Origin of the sequence: Pseudonocardia alaniniphila (assembly GCF_022524485.1) — a bacterium.
In the GTDB taxonomy this organism is placed as follows: Bacteria; Actinomycetota; Actinomycetes; order Mycobacteriales; family Pseudonocardiaceae; genus Pseudonocardia; species Pseudonocardia alaniniphila.
Genome location: NZ_JAKXMK010000017.1, coordinates 41,165 through 55,941, shown reverse-complemented (window position 1 = coordinate 55,941; position 14,777 = coordinate 41,165). Strand labels below are relative to the sequence as shown.

The 14,777-nt window shown below is 68.8% G+C and carries 17 protein-coding genes; 8 read left to right on the top strand and 9 right to left on the bottom strand.

The genetic code is table 11. The features are described 5' to 3' along the window. Nucleotides 1–16 precede the first annotated feature (16 nt). Nucleotides 17–1,609 carry a GMC family oxidoreductase gene (locus MMF94_RS20425; RefSeq protein WP_241038710.1) on the top strand — a complete coding sequence of 531 codons (1,593 nt, stop codon included), beginning with the start codon at nucleotides 17–19 and terminating at the stop codon, nucleotides 1,607–1,609. 90 nt (nucleotides 1,610–1,699) lie between these two features. Here MMF94_RS20425 and MMF94_RS20420 read toward each other — a convergent pair whose 3' ends face one another. The 7 genes from MMF94_RS20420 to MMF94_RS20390 all read right to left on the bottom strand — a co-directional run bounded on the left by MMF94_RS20420 (nucleotide 1,700) and on the right by MMF94_RS20390 (nucleotide 7,536). Next, entirely contained in the window at nucleotides 1,700–2,764 is a 1,065-nt protein-coding gene (locus MMF94_RS20420) for a hypothetical protein (RefSeq protein WP_241038709.1), read from the bottom strand. Between the two features lie 108 nt (nucleotides 2,765–2,872). Next, entirely contained in the window at nucleotides 2,873–3,673 is an 801-nt protein-coding gene (locus MMF94_RS20415; protein WP_241038708.1) for a MerR family transcriptional regulator, read from the bottom strand. Nucleotides 3,674–3,721: 48 nt separating this feature from the next. Next, nucleotides 3,722–3,964, bottom strand: a complete 243-nt coding sequence (locus tag MMF94_RS20410; RefSeq protein ID WP_241038707.1) for a helix-turn-helix domain-containing protein — start codon at nucleotides 3,962–3,964, stop codon at nucleotides 3,722–3,724. 145 nt (nucleotides 3,965–4,109) lie between these two features. Then, complete coding sequence (locus MMF94_RS20405) at nucleotides 4,110–4,910, bottom strand: class I SAM-dependent methyltransferase (protein ID WP_241038706.1); 801 nt, start codon at nucleotides 4,908–4,910, stop codon at nucleotides 4,110–4,112. 63 nt (nucleotides 4,911–4,973) lie between these two features. Next, nucleotides 4,974–5,609: an SAM-dependent methyltransferase gene (locus MMF94_RS20400; RefSeq protein ID WP_241038705.1), complete on the bottom strand. Its 636-nt coding sequence runs from the start codon at nucleotides 5,607–5,609 to the stop codon at nucleotides 4,974–4,976. A 128-nt stretch (nucleotides 5,610–5,737) separates the two neighbouring features. Beyond that, complete coding sequence (locus MMF94_RS20395) at nucleotides 5,738–6,256, bottom strand: GNAT family N-acetyltransferase (RefSeq protein ID WP_241038704.1); 519 nt, start codon at nucleotides 6,254–6,256, stop codon at nucleotides 5,738–5,740. 38 nt (nucleotides 6,257–6,294) lie between these two features. Further along, nucleotides 6,295–7,536: an MFS transporter gene (locus tag MMF94_RS20390; RefSeq protein WP_241038703.1), complete on the bottom strand. Its 1,242-nt coding sequence runs from the start codon at nucleotides 7,534–7,536 to the stop codon at nucleotides 6,295–6,297. Between the two features lie 130 nt (nucleotides 7,537–7,666). Between MMF94_RS20390 and MMF94_RS20385 the strand changes: the two genes are divergently transcribed. The 4 genes from MMF94_RS20385 to MMF94_RS20370 all read left to right on the top strand — a co-directional run bounded on the left by MMF94_RS20385 (nucleotide 7,667) and on the right by MMF94_RS20370 (nucleotide 11,717). After that, on the top strand, nucleotides 7,667–8,071 hold the full coding sequence (locus MMF94_RS20385; protein WP_241038702.1) for a GNAT family N-acetyltransferase: 405 nt from the start codon (nucleotides 7,667–7,669) through the stop codon (nucleotides 8,069–8,071). Between the two features lie 87 nt (nucleotides 8,072–8,158). Continuing rightward, on the top strand, nucleotides 8,159–8,944 hold the full coding sequence (locus tag MMF94_RS20380) for a GNAT family N-acetyltransferase (protein WP_241038888.1): 786 nt from the start codon (nucleotides 8,159–8,161) through the stop codon (nucleotides 8,942–8,944). A gap of 363 nt (nucleotides 8,945–9,307) precedes the next feature. After that, nucleotides 9,308–10,177 (top strand): MIP/aquaporin family protein, encoded by an 870-nt coding sequence (locus tag MMF94_RS20375; protein WP_241038701.1) that lies wholly within the window; start codon nucleotides 9,308–9,310, stop codon nucleotides 10,175–10,177. A gap of 88 nt (nucleotides 10,178–10,265) precedes the next feature. Continuing rightward, nucleotides 10,266–11,717: a DUF2252 domain-containing protein gene (locus MMF94_RS20370; protein WP_241038887.1), complete on the top strand. Its 1,452-nt coding sequence runs from the start codon at nucleotides 10,266–10,268 to the stop codon at nucleotides 11,715–11,717. Between the two features lie 52 nt (nucleotides 11,718–11,769). On the opposite strand, the gene MMF94_RS20365 is transcribed toward MMF94_RS20370, so the two are convergent. Beyond that, on the bottom strand, nucleotides 11,770–12,129 hold the full coding sequence (locus tag MMF94_RS20365; RefSeq protein WP_241038700.1) for an MmcQ/YjbR family DNA-binding protein: 360 nt from the start codon (nucleotides 12,127–12,129) through the stop codon (nucleotides 11,770–11,772). Between the two features lie 276 nt (nucleotides 12,130–12,405). On the opposite strand from MMF94_RS20365, the gene MMF94_RS20360 reads away from it, so the two are divergent. Then, nucleotides 12,406–12,888: a VOC family protein gene (locus MMF94_RS20360; protein ID WP_241038886.1), complete on the top strand. Its 483-nt coding sequence runs from the start codon at nucleotides 12,406–12,408 to the stop codon at nucleotides 12,886–12,888. A 10-nt stretch (nucleotides 12,889–12,898) separates the two neighbouring features. Here the strand turns inward: MMF94_RS20360 and MMF94_RS20355 are convergent, their stop codons facing one another. Further along, entirely contained in the window at nucleotides 12,899–13,330 is a 432-nt protein-coding gene (locus MMF94_RS20355; RefSeq protein ID WP_241038699.1) for a GNAT family N-acetyltransferase, read from the bottom strand. A gap of 354 nt (nucleotides 13,331–13,684) precedes the next feature. Between MMF94_RS20355 and MMF94_RS20350 the strand changes: the two genes are divergently transcribed. Both MMF94_RS20350 and MMF94_RS20345 read left to right on the top strand, forming a co-directional pair. Next, on the top strand, nucleotides 13,685–14,278 hold the full coding sequence (locus MMF94_RS20350; RefSeq protein ID WP_241038698.1) for a nucleotidyltransferase family protein: 594 nt from the start codon (nucleotides 13,685–13,687) through the stop codon (nucleotides 14,276–14,278). 198 nt (nucleotides 14,279–14,476) lie between these two features. Further along, nucleotides 14,477–14,752: a hypothetical protein gene (locus MMF94_RS20345; RefSeq protein WP_241038697.1), complete on the top strand. Its 276-nt coding sequence runs from the start codon at nucleotides 14,477–14,479 to the stop codon at nucleotides 14,750–14,752. Nucleotides 14,753–14,777 lie beyond the last annotated feature (25 nt).

Genomic DNA, 14,777 nt, shown 5'->3' with positions numbered 1-14,777 from the left:
CCGGACGAATCGGCAGGTGACCGGGTTCACCGGGCGGGCCGAATCCGATCGGCCCGGTGGCACGGTGGAGCTCGTCCGGGGTTCGGCCGGGGGAGGTCGGGTGGCGTTCGACTACATCATCGTGGGCGGCGGTACGGCAGGGTGCGTGCTCGCGTCGCGGTTGTCCGAGGACCGCGCGGTGCGGGTGCTCCTACTCGAGGCGGGTGCTCGTAGCGGGCCACCGGCGATGGCCGATCCGGCGATGTGGTCGACGCTGAAGGGCACGGAGGTCGACTGGGCGTACGAGACCGTGCCGCAGCGGCGCCTCGGTGGTGTCGTGCTGCCGTGGCCGCGGGGCAAGGTGCTCGGCGGCTCCAGCGCGATCAACGCGTCGCTGCACACGCGCGGCCACCGCGACAGCTACGACGCCTGGGCGGCGGCCGGGGCCACCGGCTGGGACTACGCGTCGATGCTGCCGTTCCTCAAGCGGGCCGAGCACGCGGTCGGGGTCGGCGATCCCCGTGACCGGGGAGTGGACGGGCCGACGACGGTTGCTCCGGGCGAGGCCGAGGAGCCGTTGTGGGATGCGATGTTCGAGGCCGCGGTCGAGGCGGGACATCCCGTCGCCGAGGATCTCAACTCCGGTTCGGGCGAAGGAGTCGGCTGGAGCGAGTTCACCGTGGTGCACGGCATGCGACAGAGCGCGGCCGATGCCTACCTGACCCCGGCGCTGGACCGGTCGAACCTGGACGTGATCACGGGCGCGGCCGTGCGGCGGCTGGTGTTGCACGGCGACCGGTGCCGGGGAGTCGAGTACACGGTGGACGGTGAGCCGCGTTCGGTCGAGGCGGAGCGTGAGGTCGTCCTCGCGGCGGGCACGATCGCATCGCCGCAGCTCCTGCTGCTCTCCGGGATCGGACCCGCGGCGCTGCTGCGCGAGGCCGGCATCACCGTCGTCGCAGACCGGCCGGGGGTCGGAGAGAACCTGCACGAGCACCCGCAGGCCGGGGTGGCCTACCGCGCGCCGGGGCCCCTGCACGCCGCACAGTTCGCGCGCCGGCCGCAGGTTCGCTTCCGCAGTGATCCTGCAGGCCCGGTGGACGCGCAGATGATCTTCATGAGCTTCCCGGCCGGCGCCCGGGGGATGCCGGGACAGGGCGATGGGTTCACGGTGGTGAGCGCGCTGACGACGCCGGCCAGCCGTGGTTCGCTCCGGTTGAACCCGGCGAAGCCCGAGGGATCACCACTGATCGACCCGAACTACCTCGCCGACGAGCGGGACGTCGACCGCATGGTGATCGGGCTGCAGCGGGCCCGGGAGGTGGGAGAGGCGAAGGCGCTCTCGGCGTGGCGTGACCACGAGCTGATGCCCGGCACCGCGGCACAGGACGACGCGGCGCTGCGCGGTGCGGTGCGCCAGAACGCGGGCACCCTCTTCCACGCGGTCGGGACCTGCCGCATCGGCACCGACAGCGGGGCGGTCGTGGACCCGCAGCTGCGGGTGCACGGCGTCGATGGCCTGCGGGTCGCCGACGCCTCGGTGATGCCGTCGATCGTCTCGACCAACACCTGCGCCACCGTGCTCGCCATCGCCGAACGAGCGGCCGCGCTGATCACGGGGAACTGCTGACCCTCCGTCGGCTGGTCGACCGTGCACACCCGATGGCCTCCGTGCACACGTCATGACGTGTGCACTGAGGCTCGGAGGTGTGCGCGGCCGTCAGGAGGGGATCCCGTCCGACTGGGCGCTCAGCGTGCGCTGCAACTCGCCGTACAACGTCTGATAGCCGGGGGCGCCGAACGCGGCAGTGGCGTGGTGGAGGGCATCGAAGACCGCGACCGCGGGATCCGGGTGTGCTGCGGCGGCGAGCGCGGGAAACGCCATGGCCTGTTGCAGGCAGGCGGAACTCTGCTCGTCCGGGGAGGTCACCACGCTCCGCGGCACCCGCTCGTCGGCCCACAGCGATTGCCAGGCCTTCTGCTCGTCGTCGAACGGCGCGGGCAACCGCTCGGCGGCGTCCAGCGCGGAGAGCCCGGATGCGATCCAGTCGATCGACTCCAGGCCCGCCTCGGCCATCGTCCGTCGGGCAGCCCAGCGCGCGAGCGCCTTCTGCTGCGCGGGCGTGGCGGCGGCGATGGCCTCGGCGAGCGGGCGATCAAGCAGCACCAGCGTTCGGGCGGATGGCACGTCGCCGAGCGGCCCGGGAGGGCGGGCGCCACGCCAGAGCAGCCTCTCGCGTATCCGGCGGTCGTGTTCGATCTGCCGCTGCCGCGGCTTCGTGGCCTCCGCGCGGCGGGCGCGCACCTGCTCCGGCGTAGGTGCGCTACGCGCGTAGTCGTGCCAGTACAGAGCCACAGCACCGGTCTGGCGCAGCACCCGATCCTGGTCCGCCGGGGCGGGCCAGAACTGCAGGAGGTAGCGATCGATCTCGGGTTCGCCCGCGCGGCGGACGTCTGCCGCCTTACCGGCATCCATTCCGGTCGCGCAGTACCGCACCCGGTAGACGTCCGGCGCCAGATCCAAGGGTGCGGAGCTGCCGCCTGCCCAGCCGCACAGCACGACCGGCGAGCGGGGCACGGGGAAGGACACCTCGACGACCTCCTCCCAATCCGGCACGTCCGGCGGCGCGTCATGCGCCTCGACGACGAATGGAGCCGACCCGGTGTGCAACCCGGTGACCAGGAACAGCAGGCCTGGCTCACCCGCACCGCAGAGCCCGTTGCGCTGCCCGGCGAAACACGCCGCCAGATCCGACGTGTCGGCCGGTTCATCCCCTGCCTCCACGGTGGCCTGGCTATAACTGACTCTCACGTCACCCCGGAACAAAATCCGCATTTCGCCAGTCTGCACATTCCCCCGCTACCTACCGCAGGGAGCCGGCCGGACTCGCGATCAGCGGGAACAGGTCTCCCCCGCTGCCGACAGGTCCTGGTCGAAGAGCGCGGCGACCAGCGGTTCGGCGCCCTCGGGAGCACGGGCAACCTGTTCGATGTGCGCGCCGGCGAATGTGAGCCGGAAGGAGAAGAACGGGCAGCATTGCTGCTCAGCCACGATGAGCTGCGCGAGTGCCGCCGCTCGCTCCGCCGGCAAGCGCGCCGCGCGCCCTCCGTCGGGCAGCTGTTCGACCTCAGCGCCGTCGAGCAGCCGGCGCCATTCCTCGATCCGATCGCCGTACGCACTCCCGTCCAGAGAGCAGGCGATCGGAGCGCGTTCGTGCTGCTCGGCCGTCGTCGGAACGGCGACCGTCGCTCGGCGGCCCAGTGGAGGAGCGGGCGCACCGGCGGGGAGGTCGGGCGGGAACGAACACGCCGGATCGCACGGTCCGTCGTTGGCCGGAAGCTCGCGCAGGTGGGTCAAGGTGCCAGTCAGTCGACCACGGAAGATGCGCAGGTCGTCGATCCTGTCGTCCGCCGCGGCCACCTGCGCGGTGATCAACATCTGCAGCTCGTCACGGACGCTGCGGCACACGCCTCTGTCCCACACGGTCAGCAGGTCGCGGATCTGATCCAGCGGCAGCCCCAGGTGCTTGGAGGCGGTGATGAACTGCACCCGTTCCAGGTCGGAGTCGGTGTACTGCCGGTAGCCGGAAGAGCTCCGGGCCGCGGGCAACAGCCCCTCCTTCTCGTAGAACCGCAGCGTCGTCGCCGGGACACCAGCACATTCGGCGAGCTGGGATATCCGGTAAGTGCGCACCTATCGACGGTAAGCCTTCCACCCGACTCGAAGGTCAAGCTCGATTCATTAGGCGATGAAGCCGAGTGCCCTCATGTAGATCGCGAACGGCGGCTTGGCCGGGATCACGCGCCCGGCTTCGAAATCAAGGATGTCGCCTGCTGCGACGTCAGTGCGTCGCGCCAACTCCGCAGCGCTGACGCCCTGGGTCTCGCGCGCCTCACGGAGGACCAGCCCCAGGTCTTCGGCGTCCTGCTCAGGCGTCGGGCCAGGCGCGCCCGCGAATGCACGTGATCCGTCCAGCGATGACATCTGTTCTCCTCCGCGTACCGGCGACAGCGGGCCTCACTGTGCCGTGAATCCCGGAACCCGTGCACGAATGAGATGGATGCCGGCGACGGGAGGCGCGCGTCGTACGCTAAATGGCCGGTGGGACTCGAACCCACGCCGAGAGCTATCAGGGCATGTTCGCGACGACGAGATGGGTCGCGCCGGCGATCGGGCCCGTGGGCACCGGCGGAAGGCGACCGTAGTTCGCTCCTGGTGCGCCCGGGACAACGATCGTCTCGAGTTGCCAGCCGGCGGCATCGAGCATGCCGGCAGGGTCGTCCGAGCCGAAGGGCGGCGGCAGGCCGTGGGACGCGCAGTGGTCGCGATACGGCTGCATGGCCGGCCCATTCAGACCGGCGGCGCCCATGATGTCGGCCAGGAGCCTGCTGCCGGCTGCGCTCATACCGGCGACCTGGCCGAGCAGCGAATGAACCCCCACCTCGCCCAGGTAGAAGAAAAGTCCCTCGGCGATCCACGCGGTCGGCAGGCTCGGGTCGAAGCCGGCAGCGTTCAGGGGCGCGATCCAGTCGTCGCGAAGGTCCGCGGCGACGACACGACGATCACATCTGCTGGGCGTCTCGCCGAGAATCTGCTGCTTTCGGGCAAGGACCTCGGCACGGTCGACCTCGAACCAACGAAGACGGTGCGGAACGTCGAGCCGGAACGGACGAGTGTCCAGCCCCGCTCCGAGCAACACCACTTGGTCGAGGCGCCCCGACATCGCAGCCAGGACGGCGTCGTCGAACCACCGGACCCGTACCGGGATGTAGGAGTTCTCCTGCCCGGTCGCATCCTCGCTGCGGGCCATCATGGTGAACCCGAGGTCACCGGCGAGGTCTGCCGCGAAGACGTCGACGAACAGCGCATCCTCGCGCCGGGACTCCCGCGCCCGCGTCGCGGCGATCCAGTGAGCACTCGCCGCAACCACGATCGCGAACGGTACCGCTGTCGATACCTCGTGGGGGCCGGCAACCGATTCGGTCAGGCGGGGTCAGTCGGTGCGGCGGATCAGAAGGACGTGGTCAACGACCTCAGCGGTTTGTCCGCCGGGTCCGGTGGCCATCCGGCGGGGCGCGTCCGCGCGCTCGACGGTCCACTGTCCGGGGTCGAGGTCGAGGGCATCCGCGATCTCCAGCGGGGACGGGAAGCGGGTGTCCGGGTCCTGGTTCCACGACCAGGGTGCGATCGAGCCGTGGTCGACGACCAGCAGCCGCCCGCCCGGGGACAGCGCATGTGCGGCGGTCCGCAGGACGCGCGCGCGGGGCAGTTCGAACGAGGTGTGCAGGTAGTGCGCTGACACGAGATCGAACCGGCCGGCGGGGAAGCTCTCCGCCAGGTCATGCCGCTCCGCAGTGATTCGATCGGAGAGCCCGAGAGAATGTGCGCGATCCGCCAGCCGGTCGGTCGCGACGGCAGAGATGTCGACTGCCGTCACTCGCCAACCCCGGCGGGCGAGCCACAACGTGTCACCGCCGGGACCACAGCCCAGGTCGAGTGCCTCGCCCGGGGGCAGGTCAGCGGCGATCTCCGCGAGCCGGTCGTTCACCCCGGGTTCTGCGGTCGGGGCGTTTCCTCGGTAGAGCTCGTCCCAGAAGCGGGCGGGTTCGTCAGTGGCGGACGTGGACACGGGTGCTCCTCCTGTTGCGCTGGTAGAAGAAGCTTTCCTGCAGCCACACGAACTGGCACGAAACTTTGCCGGACCAGCAAATCGGGGGCCGGCGGTCGGATCCGTCTGCGGGCTCTTCGGCGCCTGCGTCAGCGGCCTTGTAGCGGCACCGTCGGTGGATCGATCGCCACCCAGTACCGCCGGGCAGGCCCCAAATCGGTGTTGCGTATGCCCTCCAGAACTCCACCGTGGCGCTCGATGACCCGTGCCGACGCGGTGTTGCCGTCGGCGCAGACGATCAGCACCCGGTCGAGCCCGATCGCCCTGGCCGTCGCCAGTATCTGTGCCAGCGCCCAGGTCGCCAGCCCACGCCCCCTGGCCGATGGACGGATGCCGTAGCCGACCTGCCCCACCTCGAGCGCGCCATCATCCAGCCGGTGCCGCAGCGCGATGGCACCGAGGAGGTCGTCACCCTCGACGATCCACCGGTATGTCGAGTCCTGCTCCCCCTGCAGGCGCCGCACCCAGGTCTCGAACCCGTCCGGCGTCTCGACTGTGTCCGAGGCGAGCAGGCCGAATCCGTCTTCGTGGGTTCCGGGGCCCCAGTCGTCGCGAGCTGCCCGCCATGCGCTGTAGAGATGCGTCGTCGGCTCGACCAGTTCCACCATGCGACGACCGTAGTGATCGTCGAACGTGAGCCTGGATCTCATGCTTCGTCACCGACCGGGACGGGTCGCCGCCACCGTCGCAGCGCAGGATGCGTCCCAGCGATCACTGCCACCGCCAGCACGCACGCCAGTCCGCCGCTGACTGCCGATGCCGAGGCCGACACCAGGCCTGCGACGAGCCCGGCCCGCGCGTCGCCGAGCCCCGGCCCGCCCGCACCGACCGCGTACTCCACCGAGCTGATCCGGCCGCGGAACCCGTCGGGCGTCTCGAGCTGCACGAGAGTGCCCCGCGAGATCACCGACACGGTGTCGGCAGCTCCCGCGACGGCCAGGCACGCCAGCGTGGCTGCGAGGCCGTCGACCAGGCCGAACCCGGCCAGCGCCAGCCCCCAGACCCCGACAGAGCCCAACATCACCGCACCGGGCCGTGCGGCGCTGGTGACCGCACCGGACAGCAGCCCGGACGCCGTCCCTCCGACCGCGAGTGTGCTGAGGAACAGCCCGAGCGTGTGTGGATCGCCCCCGAAACGCTCCTGGTTGATCACGGGGAACAGTGCGATCGGGATCGCGAGGACGGTGGCGGCCAGGTCGCTGGCCAGCACCCCGCGCAGCGCCGGGCGCCGCCACAGGAACGCGAGCCCCTCGCCGGTCGCACGCAGCCCTGCCCGCGCCGCGCCGCCCTCGGGGCGCATCGACGGCAGCCGGGCCACCCCGTAGAGCGAGAGCAGGATTGCGATGGCGTCGATGGTGTACGCCCAGCTCAGGCCCCACCGGGCCAGCACCACCCCGGCCACTGCCGGGCCGGCCAGCATCGCCACCTGGAACGCGACGTGGTCGAGAGCCACCCCCGCGGCGACCTGGGACGGCGGCAGCAGCCGGGGCAGAAACGCCCGCCGCGACGCCGTGCCCAGCGCGGTGCACGACGTCTTCGCCGCGACCAGGACGAGGACCAGCGCCGCCGACCCGATCCCGGCCACCGCCTGCGCAGCCAGCAACCCCGCCGAAACGACCGCGCCGAGGCTCGTCAGCAGCACGATGCGGCGGCGATCGAACGTGTCGGCGATCGTCCCCCCGAGGAGGCCCAGCACGATCGTCGGGACCGCCGTGGCGACGCCGATCGCACCTGTCCACAGCGGACTGCGGGTGAGCTCCCACACCTGGTAGAGCACCGCGACCACAGCCATCTGCCCGCTGAACTGGATGGCCGACGTCCCGATCCAGAGCCGCCGAAACGCCGGCGACGTCTGCAGCGGGCGGACGTCCAGAAGCCCCTTGCGCACTACGTCTCCCGCCCCTGCAGTCCAGTGATCAACGGCGCGACCAGTGTGCAAGCGACCACCGACAGAACCGGTCCGATCTTCGAAGCGATGCTCGGTGCGAGCGGAGCCGACCTGGTTCGATCATGGGCAGGTGTTCACGACGGTCGCTCATCCGCCCCTGCCTGATGACTACGTCCGCCTGCGTGCATCGGTGGGCTGGCCGAGCCCCGATCTCGAACGATGCGCACAGGCGTTGGAGGCATCGGCTTTCGGCGTCACCGCCTATGACGAGGCAGGCCGCGCCGTCGGAATGGGGCGGGCTGTGGGTGACGGCCTGTACTACTTCCTGGTCGACGTCGTCGTTGAGCCGGCAGCGCAGGTGCGAGGACTCGGCGCGCGGATCATGGACGAGTTGAGCGGGTGGGCGCGTGCATCAGGCGCTGCGCACGTTGCGTTGGCGGCCGATGCCGACGTGACGCCCTTCTATGGACGTTGGGGCTTCGTGCAGGGGTCGACTGCCTATCTACGTCTACGAGGCCACGACCGTTCGGTGTGAGTACCGGCGTAGCCGCCCCATCACGGGCGGAGGCGAGCCATTCTGCGTGGTACGACGGAACGGGATCGAGACTGGGAGACGCCGGTGATGGAGCTGACGGCCGATGAGGTGACCGATCTCGTCGAGCAGTTCTGGTCGCTGGGCGGCGAGAGTGTCGATCTCGGGCTCGGTCGGCTGGTGAGGTCACCGGCCGCTCCGGGCCATCCGCTCGGGAACTTCCTCACCTCGCTCAGAGTCGGCTCCGAGGATCAGCTCGTCTCGCTCCTGGCCGACGTCGAAGCGATCACCGGCGCACCATGCCGACGGGTCCTGATCTCGCCGCGGACTCCACCCACCGTCGAAGCACTCCTCGTGCTCAACGACTGGTCGCTCGACACACAACTTCAGCTCGTGCTCCCGGCGTCGGTCACCGTCGGCCCAGCGGCCTTGATGTTGGAAACCGCCCGAGACGACGAGGATTGGCGGGCCATCGAGGAACTGTTCAGGATCGACCACATCGAGGAAGACGGCCGAGCCCGGCGCGCGGAACGACCCGTCTCGGAGACCCATGCGGCGTTACTCCTCCGACGGAGTCTTCTACCGGCCACCTACTTCGTCGCGCATCGAGATTCCCGGACGGTCGGGTGCATCGGAGTGTGGACTCGCTCTGATGGCGCAGCCATGATCGAGGACGTCTTCGTGCACCCCGAGGCGCGTGGCAAGGGGATCGCGAGCGAGATGCTGCGCTTTGCGGTCGGAGCCGCCCGCCAACGGGGTTCAGGGCCGGTCCTGATCGGTGCCGAGGTGGACGACACCCCGAAGCGCCTCTACGCCCGATTCGGGTTCCGGCCCATCGCTGTCACGCGCAGCTACTCGGCAAGCCGGGCCGGGTAACCTGCCCGAGCCGCCGCCGGGGGCCGGTCCGCACCATCCCTCAGAGACTCGACAAAGCACGAGACCGCATCGAGAACCGACGGGGTGCTTTTATCATAAGACCCTTCGTGAGTTATCCACTGCGGACCGTCAGGTCTGTCGACGACTAGCGCTGCTGTACGGCGTCAGCCACGAACCAACAGCCGAGTTTGTAAGCGTACGACGACCGCTCGACGAGTCATATCTGGACGTGGCCCGCCCCGTCTCGGAGGACCATAATGCAGTACTCCTAGGCAGTTCGGTGATTTTGCTCCAAGCGCTACCTGCACACCAGCACGCGCACGCCTTCAGGTGTCCACGTCAAGCGACGCAGGCAAGTGTGAGATGACCAGCCAACCAGACGAGCTAGCCCGGCAATCTGCGACAGATCGGCAGGAGCTCGGCCACGCCGACGTCGCCCTGCGATCAATCGGGCAGCCGAACTCCGTGGCCAGCCAGTTCGACTTCTGGAACGACAGCTACGAGGGACGGCGCCTGTTCTCCGAGCTACTGGGCACCTTCTTCCTGGTCCTCGTCGCCGTCGGCGGCGGAATGGTCAACGCCCGTTTCGGTGGCGATGCGGTTCCGTTCGGTGCGCTCGTGGTGGCGCCGGCGCTGATGGTGGCGGCCGTCATCCTGTTCATGGGCACGGTCTCCGGCGCGCACCTCAACCCAGCGGTGAGCGTTGCCTTTGCGCTGCGCGGCGACTTCCCGTGGAAGCGCGTGCCCGCGTACATCGTGGCCCAGTTCATCGGCGCCATACTCGCGACGCTGCTGCTGTGGGCGCTGATCGGCAAGCAAGGCGACGCGGGCCTGACCCTGCCCGGTGCCGGCATTTCGACGACCACTGCGATGCTGTGGGAACTTGTCCTGACCACCGGCCTGGTGAGCGTGATCCTGGGCACCGCGTCGGGGGCCCAGCAGATCGGGCCGCTGGCCGCTATCGGTGTGGGCAGCTACATAGCGCTGGCCGGGCTGTGGGGGGCGCCGGTCAGCGGTGCGTCGATGAACCCTGCCCGCTCGATCGGTCCCGCCCTGGTGCTCGGCGACTGGACGTCGTGGTGGGCGTACGTGGCCGGGCCGGTGGCGGGCGCGGTAGTCGCCGTGGGTTTCGCCTACGTCCTGCGCGGTCGCGGCGGCGGCCGCAGCGGTGTGGGGGCAGCGCAGGGCACGCTCGGCACGGGCTGGCGCGTCGGTCCCGAGCCGCGCCCCTGAGCCGATCGCAGGTAGGGGTTTCCGATTCGTGGCGTGAGCGGGTCATGGCCCCTCCTCGCATCAGAACGAGCAACGGAAAGAGGTGGCCATGGTCGTAACGAGTGCAGGTGACGTTCGAGCGCCCGGCAAGGGCAATGCGCAGACCCAGAGCGCGAGGCAGTTGACTCGTGCAGATCGGGCGGCCCGGGGAAAGGATGCTCGGGCCTCGGCCCCGCTGGAGGCGCACGCGGAGTTCACGCCGGATGGATCACGAGATCCGATCGGCCTCCTGCTGGAGCAGGCAAAGAGCCGGATACCGGAGTTGGTACCGGTCCGCCACGGGCGGATGCTGGTATCGCCGTTCGCGTACTTCCGTGGGGCGGCACTTCCGATGGCGGTCGATCTGGCGGGAACGCCGACGTCGGGGCTGCGAGTGCAGTTGTGCGGCGACGCACACCTGTCCAATTTCGGGGCATTCGCGTCGCCGGAGCGGCGGCTCGTCTTCGATGTCAACGACTTCGACGAGACGTTGCCCGGGCCGTTCGAGTGGGACGTCAAACGGCTCGGGGCAAGCCTGGCCGTGGCGGGCCGCGACAACGAGTTCAGCAGGAAGGCCCGCCGAACGGTTGTCCTCTCGGCGGTCGAGGCATACCGGACTGCGATGCGGGCGTTCGCGGAGCAGCACTTCCTGGACGTGTGGTACGCGCACCTGGATGTAGCAGCCACCCTCGGTGAAGTGAGGTCGCAGATGAAGCGGAAACGCGTAAAGCTCACCGAGAAAACGCTGGCCAAGGCACATACCCGAGACAGCATGCAGGCGCTGAACAAACTCACGACCGTGGTCGACGGGCGGCGGCAGATCATCAGCATGCCTCCACTGATCGAGCCGATCGAGGAGATCTTCGCCGATGTTCAGGTCGCGAAGATCTATGAGGTCGTCCGCGCGGTACTGGGCAAGTACCGGCGCACTCTGGAGTCCGACCGCAAGCACCTGCTCGAGTACTTCACGCTGATGCAGGTGGCCCGCAAGGTGGTCGGCGTCGGCAGCGTCGGCACCCGCGCCTGGGTCTTGCTCATGGATGCCGAAGACGGCACCGAACCGTTGTTCTTGCAGTCCAAGGAGGCCCAGCCGTCGGTGCTGGCGGCCTTCTGCGGGCGCAGCCAGTACAGCAACGAGGGCGAGCGGGTGGTCGTGGGGCAGCGACTGATGCAGGCCGAGAGCGACATTCTCCTCGGCTGGACCCATGTGGTCGACCCGGACGGCACAGATCGCGACTATTACGTTCGCCAGCTGAAGGACTGGAAAGTCTCTGTGCCGATCGAATCGATGATTCCATCTGGCATGAAGGTGTACGCCCATATGTGCGGGTGGACCCTTGCCCGGGCGCACGCCCGATCCGGCGACCGCTTCGCCCTGGCCGCCTACCTGGGCCGCTCCGCCAAGTTCGACAACGCGATCGCCGACTTCGCGGAAACCTACGCCGACCAGAATGAACGCGACTACGCCGCGCTCCAAGCCGCCGTGAAGGACGGCAGAGCCGAGGCGACCACCACAATCTGAGCCTCCTGCTCGACGCCGCCGGCATCGCGCCGCCGGCGGCGGAGTCCGGGGTTCAGCCCGGGCCGTTGGGATGGGTGAGGTCGTACGCGCGGGAGAGCTTCTGGGGGACGACCATGCGCCAAGCGTCGACCACGAACTCGCGAGCTTCGACCGGATCCAATGCAGGAAGGTCGGCGTGGACCCAGTTGAAGCGCATATCCGCCGCCGACGGCATGTGGAACTTGTGCGGCCCGCTCGCGACGAGCGCCGCCCGCTCCTCCTTGGGGAACGCGAAGCCCATCACGCTCTCGTCCAGGGAGAACGCCACGTAGACGATCTGCTTGACGCGGAACTTCAACCTGCCGCGTACATACACCTGGTACGAGCGCTCCAACTCGGTGCCCAGCGGCCGAACGTCCTCGATCACCGCCATGGCCGGAACCCATTCGTCAGGACGCGGGGCAGGCCCCTTGTCCGCACGCCGTCCACTTCCCCCACCTCGCTCGGCCTGGTCCCATCCATCGGAATCCGCTCCTCGTGCGTCGCGTACACAAGGATGACCGCGACGGCGGGCCGGAGTCATCGGTTGTGGCGTTCGTCCGTTCGGTAGTTGCCCAGCTTCGGCACGCGCTCGTCGAGCTCGCGCCCCGGCTCTTGACCTCAACCCGGCTTCACGATGGACCGTGCTGGTGACAGTCCGGCTGACGTGATGGAGAAGCAGATGCCAGTCCCGACGATGGGCGTGACCGAACTCGTGATCGAAGTGCGTGATCTTGCGGCGTCTGAGCAGTTCTACACCGGCGTACTCGGCTTGCCGGTCATAGGACGTTGGGAAGGAGAGGCGTTCCGAGGGCGGGAAGCCGTCTGGCTGCAGTCGGGAAGCCAGACCCGCATCGGTCTGTGGAAGCCACAGATCGGCATCGCCGGCTCGCGGGGCGGCGCGCATGTTCACTTCGCGATGACCGTCGCGGAGGGCGACTACGACGCGGTTGTCGCCCAGATCCGTTCCCATGGAGTGCACGTCGACGAGGTCTACTTCGGCGACGATCCAACAGCGCCGGGACAGCGGTCGGCCTACGTCACGGATCCCGACGGGCACGTCGTCGAGTTCTGGACGCGCAACGGCGCGACGCAAACGGCGGCAGGTCCCCCGCACGCCAAGGGCCCGGACGTACAAGGTGTCAATGGGTAGCCCCGCAAAGCTACAAAAGCTTCCGGAAATAGGTCGCACTCTCTTCGTACCCGATGGCCAGGTAGAAGTCGGCTGCTCGACGCGTCGCGAGTGCAACCAGCCTCGCGCCCGCGTCGAGGGCTCGGCGCTCGAACTCCTCCATGAGCAACGCTCCCACCCGCTGCCGCCGCTGCCCAGCCTGGACCGCGATCTCCTCGACCCACGCGACCCTGCCGTTGGCGTAGAAGGCAGGGTGAGTGAAGCCGAGGACGTAGCCGCTGACCTTGCCATCAGTCTCCGCGACGAGCAGCAGCGCGTTGTCGGCGGCCACCAACTCGCCGAGGCTGCGCCGGAAGCTCTCCCGCTCGACGGCGAAGGAGGTGGCCATCTCCGCGGCCAGCGAGTAGACCGTCGGCTCGTCCATGAGCGTGGCCGCCCTGATGATGGTCTGTCGTGCCGTCACGGCATGACGCTAACGCCTCAGAAGATCAGCATTCGCCCTGAAGCGCAGGGCCGGGCACGCCAGCTCTCAGCAGCAGCTCGATCACGCCGAAGAACGTCGGAAGAGCACGCATTGTCAGCTCGTCACGATCACCTGCAGTGAACCCAGGAGTGGCGCTGGCGGGAGCGCTCACGACAACAAGGGTGGGAAGTGAAGCAACCAGGCCACGTCCGCGCATCACAAGAAGACGATGCCGCCACGCCGTGGCCAGATTTACAGAGCGCTGTCATACCGCCTCTGACCGGCGTCCGAAGCGGCGACAGGTGCGGGCGGAGCCAGCGGTGCTCGTCGGCCCGCTGCACCAGACTGCTGATCGTGGATCAGCGTGCCCGTTTCCTCGACCTCGTCCAGCGGAACCCGATCAATGGGGCGATCCTCGACCGCGGGCCGGCCCTCGGTGTCCTGGACTGGTGGCTGACCGCCGGGGCGGTGTTCCAGACCGTGTGGAACGTCCTGGACGGCCGTAGCCCCGGCGCTGGGATCGCCGACTACGACTTGTTCTACTACGACGCATCGGACCTGTCCTACGAGGCCGAGGACGCGGTGATCCGCAAGGCCACCGCCCTGTTCGCTGACCTCTGCGTGACAGTGGAGGTCCGCAACGAAGCGCGCGTGCACCTCTGGTACGAGTCGCGCTTCGGTGTCCCCGGAGTGCGGTTCACCAGCTCAGCTGATGCCATCGACCACTTCGCGTCGACCACCTGCTGCTTCGGCGTGTCTCGGACGCCCAGAGGTGAGCTGGTCGACTATGCGCCTCACGGGTACGCGGACCTGTTCGCGATGCGGGTACGTCCAAATCCGCTGTTGGCACCGCGGGCGGTTTACGAGGCGAAGGCTCAGCGGTGGCAGCACGAGTGGCCGGGCCTGGTCGTGGAGCCGTGGCCCGACTCCATGGAAGTGGCCGGGTAACCGCGTCGGTGGGCACAGGTGTCCACCAGACACAGCTGGACAGCACAAGATCACCCGACAGGTCGGTTGTTTCTGGTCAGCGTGCGATTCTGCTGGTTGTGGCAGGGTGCCCCCAGTGGGACTCGAACCCACACTGGAACCCTTTTAAGGGGTAGCTCCATGCGGGCCGGTCGTGCCCGCTGGCCTGCGGAAACCGCCATGCCGCGCGACCCGATCCGCGAACTTCGGGACGTATTTGGCATGGCCTGCTTTACTGGCTTCGTGCTGTGGCTCTGGCCGACGATTGCAGTGGTGGTCGTGGCCGTCCTTATCAGCGCCGCAGCACATGATCGTCGGGCTCGCCGCCGCGGGCACGTCCTGAGGAGCGATGCCGCCGCCGTCGTCCGCCGAACCCGTCGCCATATCCGCGACGCGCAGCGGCGCGACCCGTTCGATAAGAACCTGAGGCGCGGCTACACACCGCCGGATCCCTGAGCAGTCGCAGCGGATTTACAGTGGG